At 60.4% G+C, this 12,246-nt stretch carries 10 protein-coding genes; 1 reads left to right on the forward strand and 9 read right to left on the reverse strand.

The features are described 5' to 3' along the window. Positions 1 to 59: 59 nt before the first annotated feature. The 9 genes from YH62_RS07685 to YH62_RS07725 all read right to left on the reverse strand — a co-directional run bounded on the left by YH62_RS07685 (position 60) and on the right by YH62_RS07725 (position 10,895). Positions 60 to 1,925: an ABC transporter ATP-binding protein gene (locus YH62_RS07685; RefSeq protein ID WP_245282055.1), complete on the reverse strand. Its 1,866-nt coding sequence runs from the start codon at positions 1,923 to 1,925 to the stop codon at positions 60 to 62. Between the two features lie 9 nt (positions 1,926 to 1,934). Beyond that, complete coding sequence (locus YH62_RS07690; protein ID WP_046793557.1) at positions 1,935 to 2,819, reverse strand: ABC transporter permease; 885 nt, start codon at positions 2,817 to 2,819, stop codon at positions 1,935 to 1,937. 1 nt (position 2,820) lies between these two features. Next, positions 2,821 to 3,756 (reverse strand): ABC transporter permease, encoded by a 936-nt coding sequence (locus YH62_RS07695; RefSeq protein WP_046793558.1) that lies wholly within the window; start codon positions 3,754 to 3,756, stop codon positions 2,821 to 2,823. Positions 3,757 to 3,817: 61 nt separating this feature from the next. Further along, positions 3,818 to 5,413, reverse strand: coding sequence for an ABC transporter substrate-binding protein (locus YH62_RS07700; protein WP_046793559.1), 1,596 nt, complete (start codon positions 5,411 to 5,413; stop codon positions 3,818 to 3,820). A gap of 119 nt (positions 5,414 to 5,532) precedes the next feature. Beyond that, positions 5,533 to 6,648: a mandelate racemase/muconate lactonizing enzyme family protein gene (locus tag YH62_RS07705; RefSeq protein ID WP_046793560.1), complete on the reverse strand. Its 1,116-nt coding sequence runs from the start codon at positions 6,646 to 6,648 to the stop codon at positions 5,533 to 5,535. Further along, entirely contained in the window at positions 6,641 to 7,102 is a 462-nt protein-coding gene (locus YH62_RS07710; protein ID WP_046793742.1) for a thioesterase family protein, read from the reverse strand. Before YH62_RS07710 ends, YH62_RS07705 begins: the two co-directional genes overlap by 8 nt. 160 nt (positions 7,103 to 7,262) lie before the next feature. After that, the gene (locus YH62_RS07715; RefSeq protein ID WP_046793561.1) at positions 7,263 to 7,703 is read right to left on the reverse strand and encodes a MaoC/PaaZ C-terminal domain-containing protein; all 441 of its coding nucleotides are present in this window, start codon (positions 7,701 to 7,703) and stop codon (positions 7,263 to 7,265) included. Next, positions 7,696 to 8,511 (reverse strand): hypothetical protein, encoded by an 816-nt coding sequence (locus YH62_RS07720; RefSeq protein WP_046793562.1) that lies wholly within the window; start codon positions 8,509 to 8,511, stop codon positions 7,696 to 7,698. Before YH62_RS07720 ends, YH62_RS07715 begins: the two co-directional genes overlap by 8 nt. A gap of 2 nt (positions 8,512 to 8,513) precedes the next feature. After that, positions 8,514 to 10,895: a CoA transferase gene (locus YH62_RS07725; protein ID WP_082118284.1), complete on the reverse strand. Its 2,382-nt coding sequence runs from the start codon at positions 10,893 to 10,895 to the stop codon at positions 8,514 to 8,516. A gap of 178 nt (positions 10,896 to 11,073) precedes the next feature. Between YH62_RS07725 and YH62_RS07730 the strand changes: the two genes are divergently transcribed. Continuing rightward, positions 11,074 to 12,132, forward strand: a complete 1,059-nt coding sequence (locus YH62_RS07730) for a LacI family DNA-binding transcriptional regulator (protein ID WP_170986307.1) — start codon at positions 11,074 to 11,076, stop codon at positions 12,130 to 12,132. Positions 12,133 to 12,246: the final 114 nt, after the last annotated feature.

The following is a 12,246-nucleotide window of genomic DNA, read 5'->3' on the forward strand; positions in this document are numbered from 1 at the left end:
ACCTTCTACGGCCCGGCGTCAAAGCTGTGTCTTTACCCTCGCTGCCGAAGCAGGGCTTCCTAGATCTTCCAGTCGTCGCCCCAAAGCTGGACAATGTGACCAGGCGAAACTTGCCGGTATGTTCTCACCGGCGGCTTATAGTCGACGGGCCGGATCGGGCTTCTGACCTCGTCGTTGTTAACCGGCCGCAATTGCTTCCGGCGTGCCGGGTCGGGCACAGGAACGGCAGCCATCAGGCGCCGGGTATAGGGGTGCTGCGGATTACCGAAGACGGCTGCGACCGGCCCCTTCTCTACGATCTCACCCAGATACATTACCGCGACTTGGTGGCTGATCCGCTCAACGACTGCCATATCGTGAGAGATAAACAGGTAAGACAGTCCGAACTGCTCCTGCAAATCCATCATAAGATTGACCACCTGGGCCTTGATCGAGACGTCGAGTGCCGACACGCTTTCATCTGCGACGATCACTTTCGGTTCCAGGGAAAGGGCCCTGGCAATGCAGATGCGCTGCCTCTGCCCGCCGGAGAATTGCGACGGATAGCGACTGGCCATCTCGGTGGCCAGTCCTACCTTTTCGAGGAGGTCCATGGCTTTGTCACGGGCCTGTGCCCTGGTGCCAAACCTGTGAGTGAGGAAGGGCTCAGCGATAGCATCGCCCACCTGCATGCGCGGATTGAGACTGGCATACGGGTCCTGGAATATCATCTGGATATGCCGCCGCATGTCACGCATGCGATGTCTGTCAAGCACTCTGATGTCGGTGCCATCTATACTGATTTCACCACTGTCGGGCTCGACCAGCCGCATGATGGCACGCCCCGTCGTTGACTTGCCGCACCCAGATTCTCCCACCAGCGACAGCGTCTCGCCGGCTCTAAGATCGAAGCTCACCTTCTCCACGGCATGCACACGACCCGTGGGACCGGAAAACAACCCGCCAGCAATATCAAACCGCTTGACGAGTTCGTTGACCCGCAGCACCGGGTCTGTCTTGCGCACAGTGTCCGGTCGTTCGCGGCCGGCGACGACCATGCCCGTGGCACGGTCGAGCACCGGAAAATGCTGCGGCCCCCTTTCGCTGCCCTGCCCCAGTCGCGGCACAGCGGCAATCAGCGCGCGGGTGTAGGGGTTCTGGGGTGCTTCGAATATCACCTCGGTGCTGTCGGATTCGACCGCGCTGCCCTGCAACATCACCACGGTACGATCAGCAATCTCCGCGACCACCCCCATATCATGGGTGATGAACAGAACCCCCATGCCCTCCTCCTTCTGCAATTGCTTGATCAACTGCAGAATTTGAGCCTGGATCGTCACGTCGAGCGCGGTAGTCGGCTCGTCGGCAATCAGAAGATTAGGCTTGCAGGCGAGCGCCATGGCAATCATCACGCGTTGCCGCATGCCGCCTGACAGGGCGTGGGGATAGTCTTTGAGACGTGAGGACGCAGCGGGTATGCGCACGCGCTCAAGCAGGCGCCCGGCCTCCTTCATCGCTGCCTGCCCTGAATGCGTACCATGGATGGTCAGCACTTCGGCAATCTGCTGACCGACCGTCTGGAGCGGATTGAGGCTTGTCATCGCCTCCTGGAAAATCATCCCGATCTGTCGGCCCCGGATCTTGCGCATGGCGGCCGGAGAGAGCTTCAGCAGATCCTGGCCGGCGAGCTTGACGGATCCCTCGATCCGGCTCATCTCAGGGTCGAGCAGACGCATGATCGACAGCGCCGTCACCGATTTTCCCGATCCCGACTCGCCCACGACCGCCAGCGTTTCTTCAGCCCCGATATCGAAGTCGATCCCTTTCACGATCTCGGTCCAGCCCTGCTGGGTCAGGAACGAGGTCTTCAGGTTACGCACTGATAGCAGCGGTTCAGGTCCGCCAACGGGAAGAATGCGTTCTGCCATCGTACCTATCGCGTTCATGCCTTACTCCTATCGTGCCGTCGACGGATCGAGTGCATCGCGGATGGCATCACCGACCAGGTTGAAGGACAGCACTACCAGCGTGATGGCGATACCCGCCCCGATGATTGGCCACGGCGAGCCGAAAAGGCTGTTGAGCCCGTCACGAATGATGTTGCCCCAGCTCGGATTGGGGGCTCTGGTACCTATACCAAGGAAACTCAGCGAGGCTTCGATGCGGATCGCCGACGCAACCCAGAGCGTCATCAGCGCGACGATCGGCGCCATGATGTTGGGGATGACGTGCCGGATGATGATGACCGGTGTGCGGACGCCCACCGCGATTGCCGCTTCGACATAGGGCTCCTGCTTGATCGACAGCGTCTGGGCTCTGGCCACGCGCGCAAAGCCTGGAATGAAGGCCACTGTGATCACCGCAATGATGTTCCAGAAGCCACCGCCCAGTACCGCAGCGATCAAGATCGCAAGCAGCAATTCCGGAAATGCCAGCAGCAGGTCGATGAGACGAGAGATCAGGCGGTCGGCGATACCCCCGAAATATCCGGCGATCACGCCGAGTATCGTACCAAACAAAGCCGCCAGAACCGGAGAGATGAAGCCGAAAAGCAGTGAATTGCGCGATCCATAGATGAGCCGGCTCAACACATCGCGCCCGAACTGATCAGTCCCAAGCCAGTTGTCCTGGCTGGGCAGGCGGTTGATCTTGATGATTGACTGGGCCAACGGATCATAGGGTGCCAGCCAAGGGGCCAACAGCGCGACCAGGACGAACACCACGATAATGACGGTAGCAAAGACAGTCTCGGCTCGGCCGAAAAGGATCTTCCTGGCCTTGGTGAAGACGCCTGGCTCAACAGCCGGAACGCGGAGAGTTTCTTCTGTAAAGAGCGACATCTTACTTCACCCGCACACGTGGATCGACGACAACGTAGACTAGGTCCATCAGCAGATTGATGAGTACGACGAAGCCGGCAAAAACCAGAACCCCGCCCTGGATCACGGCATAATCGCGCTGGGCAATGGCATCGATCAGCAAACGGCCAATGCCCGGCCTGTTGAACACCAGCTCGATGGCGACAGATCCGGAAAGCGTCGACAGGAGGCTTAGTCCGAGCCCTGTCGAGATCGGCAGGAGGGCGTTTCGAAGAGCGTGTCGGTATATCACCCGGCTCTCCCTCGCGCCCTTGGCCCGGGCAGTGCGCACGTAATCCCGTCCGAGGACCTCGAGCAGGCTGGTGCGGGTCAGTCGACCAAGAAAGGCCGCCTTGACGAAGGCAAGCGTGAGTGCCGGAAGAAAGACGTGGTGGATACGGCTCGCCAGGTCCGTGCCGGCGCCGTTGATCGGGAACCATCCAAGATTGAGCGAGAAGGTGATCAGCAAGACTGCCCCCAGGAAGAAATCGGGGATGGCGTAGCCGATCAGCGAAAAAACACGTACGCCCGTATCGGGGATCCTGTTTCGGTTGGTGCCGGCGAGCACCCCGAGTGGAATGCCCGCGATGATTCCCATCAGCATTGCCGCAACGGTAAGTTCTATCGTGTAAGGAAGGTTCTGGGCGATCAGGGTGACCACCGGCGTGTTGGATAGGAGCGATCGTCCGAAATCGAGGGTCAACACGCCACCGAGGAAATTCAGATACTGCTGCCAAAGCGGTACGTTCAGACCCATGCGCTCGCGGAATTCGGCCAGCTGCTCTGGCAGAGCAGCGTCCCCGAGTGCCGCAAGCGCCGGGTCACCGGGCAGAATTCGCATCGCGATAAAGACAAGTGTCAGCACCAACCAAAGCGTCGGAATTGCGTCAGCCATTCTAAGAAGGATGTAACGGGCCATGCGGATCACCCAAATTGGGGATTCTCGCCTCGGCGAAGATCCCGAGATTGTTGAGGAAGCACTAGGCCGTCTTGGTCGCGCGATGGAACCGCCACCGCGCATAGCCGCTTTGGACAGGGTAGCCGAGATCGACGCGGGCGGCGCGGACCGCCGTGAAGCCGAGAGAGGACAGGCCGATCAAGGGAAGGTCCCGCAGGACCTGCAATTCGATCTCCTTGCAAAGCGCAAGGTAGGTATCGTAGTCCGTCGCCTGCAGGGCCTTTGCGAGCTTGTCGTCGATACCGGGCATGACAGCGCCATAATGGCTGTAATTGCCACCCCCAGAGCCATCCGACTTGACCTCGGATGCTTTGGCCAGCTGCTGAAAGTAGATCTGTGTCGGGATGGGTGGATAGCTCGACGAATGCATCGCAAGCGTGTTCTGATCCGACCGGTTTGCCGCGTGGTAAGCGGTGTGGTCCATGATCTTCAGGTTCATGTTGAAGCCGGCAAGACGCAATTGCTCCTGCACGATCAGCATGGTCGAGGAATAATCCTCGCGCTGGCTACAAAGCGCGTCGAAACTGATGCCGTTGGGATGCCCCGCTTCCGCAAGGAGCGCCTTGGCCTTTTCCGGATCGTAGGGATACTGCAGCTCCGGTGGCAGGTCCTCCGTCTTGAAGCCGGCGGGGAAGAAATCAGGCTGCAGGCCTGCCATCGTGCCTCCCATCGGTGCAAGCGCCTGGGCCACAGCGGGCCGATCGATCGCATGCATCAAGGCTTGGCGGACCTTGAGGTTATCGAAGGGTGCACGAGTCAGGTTCACATGCAGCGTGTTGAACGAGCCCGGTGATGTCATGTCGATCTTGAGAGTCGGGTCGCGCTGCAGCATGGAATCGATCCATCCGGGCGCCCGCACCGCCTCGATGATATCGACATTGCCCGAAAGCAGCGCCAGCGTCCGCGCCGTGGTGTCGGCGATGTAAACGCATTCCACCCTGGCGATTTTCGCCTTTTCGCCCCAGTAACCTTCGTGGCGCTTGAGGCTCGTTCCGGTTTCCGGATCAAACTTCACCAGTTCATAAGGTCCGGTTCCCACCGCATCGGTCGCAAACTTCTCCGCTCCGATTTCGTGATAGGCCTTCTTCGAGACGATGGATGTGTTGTTGTTGAAGATCGAAGTACCGAGCAGGTTTACGTCCGGCTGCTTGAGATGAATGGCCACCTCGTGGGGACCGTTTGCGACCACACTGTCGATGTTTGATAAAATGGTGCGATTGGTTCCTTCCTTCATGGCTCGCTCGAAGGAGAAGACAACGTCGTCCGAGGTCATCTCGCCGTAGCCGCGATGAAACTGCACGCCCTGACGAAGCTTGAAGGTCCACACCTTGGCGTCATTGGACTGCGTCCATTCGGTGGCCAGCGTCGGCAGGTATTCATCCGGAGTGAGCGCGAAACGACCATCTTCCGGGCGCACCAGCTGCTCGTAAATCTGTTCTGTGGCCCAATTGTCCGATCCCTGCGTCGTCAGGTTCGGATCTGAGTGGCGCGGACCATTGGCGGCAATGCCCATCCGCAAGGTATCGACATCCTGCGCCCGGGCAGCGCTGATGCCAACCGCCGAGAGTGCCGTGGTGGCCGCGGCCAGTTCCAGGAAATTGCGTCTTGTCAAAGCCATGGGGTTCCTCCTCCCAGCTTGTATGCGGCGCCGGCCCCTCGCCTGCGCCATCACGGGTCACGCCCTATGTCGCGGTGCAGTCTCCGGCATGCCTGTTGACCCTCCATGGTGTGGAATGCCTAGCCAACACGGCGCGCCTCCAGTTCCTCACCTATCACTTCCAACCCGAGGCCTGGCCCGATCGGGATCGCGAACTTGCCGTCAACCGGCTTGGGTGGATTGCGGAAAGCCGGATGCATGCGTGTGTCCGGGTCGGCAAATTCCGCCGGCTTGGTGAGATGCATGATCGTCGCAAGCACATGCAGGTTGGCCGTGTGGCCGATCGTCGGCTGTGTCTGGTGAGGCACCAATTCCACTCCGTGTGCATAGGCAATGGCCGCGCACTGCATGAGCCCGGTGATACCTCCCATCTTGACGATGTCCGGTTGGACCATGCGCACGCCCGCGTTGATGATGTCCACCAATGCCTGCGTGGTATAGGTCTGCTCAGCCGCCGACACGGTGATGTCGAGCCGCTGCGCCACCTCGCCCATAGCCCTCACGTCATAGTGCTGTACCGGCTCCTCGAACCAGACATAGCCCAGTTCTTCGAGCGCGCGTCCGACCCGGATGGCACCGCCAACCGAATATTGATTGTTGGCGTCGAAGGCGAGCGGGAACGTTTCACCCACAAGCTGCCTCACGGCTTTTGCCTTGGCGATGTCACCCGGGATGTCATAGTCCTGTCGGGTGCGGTCGCCGTCCCAGCGAATCTTGATTGCCGCCGGCTTCTCCGCCCGCCAGCGCCGTTCGACTACGCGCACCGTTTCGTCGACGCTGCGATTGGCATTGCCCCCGATCGAGGAGTAGAATGGTACCTCTTGACGCCAAGCACCACCCAGAAGCTTGTATATCGGCAGACCGAAGAGCTTGCCCTTGATGTCCCAAAGCGCGATGTCGAGCGCTGCGAGCGCGCCCGTTACGGCGCCTTCCGGACCGAGCTTGACATAGCGGTGCAGCAGGCGGTCGTAGATGACGGCGTGATCCAGAACATCTGCGCCGATCAGCGAGGTCGCGGCGTCGCGTATCACCCAAAGCGAGTGCTCTCCGCCGAACATCGGCGAAGCTTCGCCATACCCGACAAACCCCTCTTCGGTGGTGATCCGCACAATGGCACTGCGCCGTCCCGGCGGATCGTCCCCATTCCAGGCGACCTGGAACGCCTCGACGGATTTGATGACGGACGCTCTACCCATGAGCTACTCCTGAGGCTGGTAGGGTCATAATCGATTCAAGATGAGCCCGAAGCGACGCCGGAAATGGCGCGGGGCGCTTGCTGGCGGCATCGAGGAAGACGTGAATGAAATGGCCGTCGGCCGTCGCCTCATCCGACCCGTTGAGGAACGCGGCGAGCCTGTATCGCACCGAGGAGGTCCCGATACTCTCTACTCGCAGGCCCATCTCGAGCCGGTCGGTAAAGATGATTTCGCGATGAAATCGGCAGCCATTCTCAACCACCACCATTGCCCCGCCATCCCGGCCCAGCCCTAGTTCCTTCTGATGGAGGAAACCAAGCACGGTGCTGTCGAAGAACTCGTAATAGCGGGCGTTGTTGACATGCCCGAAGATGTCGATGTCGTTCCATCGCAGCGATACGGCGGTGAACCACGCGAAAGCCTGCCGCCGTTCTGTCGGTCTGCGCTCCGTCATGGCAGCCACAGCGGTGGCGCATGCATGCGCGACAAAGATGCGTTCATCTTTCGAAACCTCCCACTTCGGAGCAGGGCCTCTCCCGCAGCGCCACACTCTAAGTCTGCTCCTAGGATACAGGCTTTGCATCCGTATGCAAGCGATACCGTGGGGAGCGCCTTCATGATTGCAGCCACTTCATCAGATGTTCGGCGACAGCCACCACGGTGCCGGACTGGTTGGTCACCTCGATATCGGCAACAGACCTCTGCCGCTCGAGATCGAGCCCCCTCACGCGATAGGTGACGGTCAACCTATCGCCGGGATAGACTGGCGCTACGAAGCGCAGCCGATCGTAGCCCAGCGAGACCGGGACCGTGGTGTTTCCCCGCAACCGCGCCTCCCGGATCGCCTTGGTACCGGCTGCCGACATGTAGCCCACCAGAAGCGCACCGTGGGCAATGATGCCGCCGAACCGGGACCCGGCCATGGCCCCGGCGTCCGTGTGTGCCTCGTAGTCGTCGCCGCTCAGCCCCGTGAAACGGGCGATATCCTCGTGTCCCACCGTCGTTGCATAGGATGCCACCAGGCCTGTTACTGTCCGGCTCAACTCATCAGCCATAGATCTGCGTCCTCCTGAACCGTGCAGCAGGTCGACCGTCGGCGAGAAGAACCTCATCGGTGACCAGGTAGTGCTTACCCTTGCGTTCGAATGTTTCGGCCACATGGCCGGCCGTGCGGATCGACTGACCTGGATAAACTCTCTCAAAATGCTGCGTTTCCACTTCGACCAGGACGACGGCCGCCGGGAATTTCCAGCCTGAATTGGCGTCACCCATGGACATGCGCATCAGCATCCCGGAATGGACGAAGCCGATATCGTCGTAAATCGGGTGGGTTTCAGCAAATGCCGACAACGAGGTCTTGAAGTCTGCGGCCGACAGAACCCGCTCACGGCTCTTGAGCGGTGAGCCCGGCTGGATTTCGCCGGGACTCACAGCAGGTGGATCTTGCGGTGTCGGAAGCAATTGCAATCGAGCCGGATCCGGCGGCGAAACCGCTTCATGAGCCAGCGCGACCCATCCGCTCGCCACCTCCTGGCCGTCCCCATTACGGACGCTGACCATGCTGCGCTGAAACACTCCGTCGTCGGTGAGTGGTCCGGCTGAAACCGTCACTTCGTCATGATTGTAGACGGGCTTGTAAAAACGCGCCGAGATGGCGCCACGGTCGGCCCAATCGGCACCCCAGCTGTCGATCGCCACCCTGCTGATGTGGCCATAAACAAAGGCGCCGGGAATGAGGGCCGCCTTGTAACCTCGGGCTCGAGCGACGGCGTCGTCATGGATCGTTCCCTTGTAACGGGGCGCGTCGTCGAGGAGGATCCGGACATCGAAGCAGCATGGGAAAAGTTGCGTCGGCTGATCCATGCTCACGCTCCCTGTAGTGGTTCGGTCGCCATGGCGTCACTTGTCTCGATGGCGGCGATCTGATCCGGCGGAAGTTTGATGATGTGCTCAAGAACGTGCCGGTTATGCCAGCCGAAGGGCGGGGCCGACGCCAGCTGTGCCCCCGGAGTGCCGCTGAGATGGATCGGCAGGCCCGGATGCTTGTGCCGCCCCGCGTCAGGGTGCTGGAGTTCCGTAAAGAAACCCCGATAGGCGAGATATGGATCTTCCGCTAGATCCCGGGGCGTTTGCACCGGCGCCGCCGCCACGCCGGCAGCCTGCAGCCGCGCAGCCAGTTCATGCTTGTCTTCGCCCGCAGTCCAGGCAGCAATGAGCCTGGTGAGTTCATCTTCATTGACGCGCCGCCGCTCCAGATCGGAAAAACGCGGATCCGCCGAAAGCTCCGGCCGTCCCATGATCCGGCACAGGGTCTGCCACTGGCCCTCGTCAAGCGCCGCAATGACGATCCACTGGTCGTCGCCCCGGGCGGGGAAAGCATCATGTGGGCTGGCAAAGCTGACGCGATTACCATTGGGTGCCGGGTCCTGCCCCGTCTCACTGGCAAGCAGGATTTCGGGGCCGATCAGGTGCATCGCTGCTTCGACCTGCGGAACCTCCACATACTGGCCCTCGCCGCTCCTCTGGCGGTGGATAAGCGCCGTCAGGATCGCTGCAGCAGCGTTAAACCCGCCGATTGGATCCAGGTAGGACGGTCCGGTCACCTCAGGCTGGCCGCCCTGATAGCCGATCATCGCCGACATGCCCGCTGCCATTTCCATGGTCGGGCCGAGGGCCGCATAGCCGGACATCGGCCCCGTTGTACCAAAGGCCGGCAGTTCGGCGACGATGATGTCCGGCTTTATCGCTCTGAGAGCATCATAGTCGAGACCGAGCTTCTTAAGGGTGCCTGGCCGAAAATTGCAGATCAACACATCCGCGACCGACACTAACCGACGCAGCGTCGCCCGGCCTTCTTCAGTCTTCAGATTGAGAATACAGCTGAGTTTATTGACATTTTGAGAGTTGAACAGGAACGATCGGTCGTACCAGCGCTCACCTGGCTGTCGTGCAGGGAAGTTGATCGGATTGGGCTCGTCCTTGTTGAGGCGCCAGGAATTGACCCTGTTCGGCGCTTCCACATGAATCGACTCGGCGCCAAAATAGGCAAGCACTCGTCCGGCCATCGGGCCTGCCCATGCGGTAGTCAGCTCAATGACGCGCAAGCCTTCCAAGGGACGACCCTTGAGTTCCGAAGCAGACAGGGGCGCTTTTTCCGAAGGCAACCGAGCGCTGCCTTCATCGCCGGTGCCCGCATCACCGAGGCGCGGGGCCAGACCACATACCCGGCGCGGCGTCGCCGACAAACGGAACGGCGCCCCGAGAATGGTCCGGCCATCCAGTGTTTCCCAATACCCTCGCTCGACGAGGTGGCGGCTCCTGATCAGCTCGGACGGCCGATATGCCTTGGCTGCAATGACTTGCGCCTTCTGGAGTATCTCCACCAGATCCTCGGCTGCCATCTCAGCCACCCTTGACTGGAAGATAGAAAACAGCGCGTCCCAGTTGGCGCGGCGGTTGGCAGGATCGGCAAAGCGCTCTTCGTGTTCCAGTTCAAGCAGGCCAAGCGCTTCCAGCAGGGCGTGCCACCGGAAATTATAGATCCAGATGCAAACCCAGCCGTCACGGCAAAGGACCTGCCCCGCCTGCACAGCCTGTTCAGTCCGGCGCCTGGTCGTGCCATTGTAGATGTACTGCATCACGTAGGGGAAACACATGGATACGGCGGCCTCAGCCGCGTCGATGCGGACGACCTGACCGCGCCCGTTCTCCTCACGGGCATACAAAGCCACCAAGGCCCCGATATAAGCGCCGATACCGCTCGCCACTCCGGCGCGGTTTCCGGTCCCAAACAGCGGCTCCCGATCGGCAGCGCCATTGTTGTGCATCATCCCTGACAAAGCCTGAAGGACGATTTCCGGCCCCTGCCAATCCGCGCGTGGGCCGTCGCCACCAAAACTGCTCGGTTGCACGACGATTGCATTGGGATTGCTCTGGCTTATTTCGTCTGGATCCTCATCTGGAGGAACGACGATTACATCCGCCGCAGCAAGGATCAGGTCGAGCCGGCCGCGTGCTCCCGGATCGCCGCGATCAAGCACATAAGAGCTCTTTCCGGAATTGAAGTGGAAGAACGGCAGCGAGCCCCCCCTTCGCGAAAATGGCGCAGAACGTCGGATTGGCGACCCCTCCGGCCCCCCCCCCAGCATCCCCGCCGCACCATAATCCGCAAGCAGCCGGGCGCAGTACTGCCCCGCCAATGTATCGGAATAATCGACCACCCGCAGATGGCTGAAAGCGCCCCTCATAGCTCCTCCCAAAGACAAGCGTAGACAAGACCAAGACCGTCTCCTCTACCCGTCTTGTGAAGCAAGGTTAGGGAACATTGCATCCGTATGCAAGCGACGATTTGCATACGGATGCATGTCTGTGCGATATACCGCTCATGCTGCTGCGGGTCGTGCGGCAAGAACACGACAGGGAGTGATGATGAACAATGCCGATGACAATATAGCCTCGCCTCGAACCAAACCGCTGACGGCGCGTGAGCTCGCGCGGCTGATGGGTGTGAGCCAGTCTGCAGTATCCCGGGCCTTCACGCCGGGAAGCTCGATTTCTCCCGAGCTTCGGCAACGGATTCTCAAGGCGGCCGGCGAACTCGACTACCAGCCGAATGCGATTGCCTCCATGCTCTCAACTCGGCGTAGCAATATCGCCGGCATCGTCGTTTCCGAAATGCAGAACCCGTTTTATCCGACACTGATCGAAAAACTCTCGCGCGGGCTACAGCGGGTCAGGCTCCAAAGCTTAATGTTCAACATCACTCGCGGCTCCAATATCGAAGAGCAGCTCGTCGCACTGCGGCAGTACAATGTGGATGCGGTTATCATCATCTCAGCTACCGTGCTGTCCGGCGCTTCGGTGCAATGGGCAACCGATGGACGGGCCGCCGTCCTTGTGAACCGCACCATTCCCGATCTCCCCCTCACCTCCGTCAGCTGTGACAATGTCGAGGGCGCTCGCGCCATTGCCGATCACTTCCATGCACTTGGCCGGCACCGGGTATCCTATGTCGCGGGCCTGCCCCATACCTCCACCAATCTCGAGCGGCAAAACGCCTTCGTGACACGGGTGGCGGAACTTGGGATGCGGCTCATCCACAGCGTCGCCGCCGGGGAATACAGCTACGAGGCGGGTCATCGGGCAGCGCTTGAAATCGCACGCGGAGAGAAGACGGATGCTATATTCTTCGCCAATGACATTCTTGCAGCGGGCGGCATGGACGCGCTGAGGGAAAGCGCCGGACTGCGCGTACCGGAGGATGTCGCTGTTGCCGGCTTTGACGACGTGGCTTTGGCGCGATGGCCGCACTACTCGCTCACGACCTTCCGACAGCCCATTGATGCTATTGTAGAAAAGACTGTAAGCTCGGTCACGCAGCAGTTGGAAACGCCTTCTTTGCCGCCGAGCCGGAATCCGATAAGCGGCGAACTCATAATACGCCATTCCACCGTCGCGGAATGGTTACCGGAAATCATCGAATGATGCCATTAGACAGGCGCTTTCATGTGCGGTCATCAAAGAACCAGCCCTGTCACGGCGACCTGGAATACATGTCCACCCAATGTGCCATAACGGCATCATTGATAGGGAGCACCA

This window comes from Rhizobium sp. LC145 (genome assembly GCF_001005825.1).
GTDB lineage: Bacteria > Pseudomonadota > Alphaproteobacteria > Rhizobiales > Rhizobiaceae > Neorhizobium.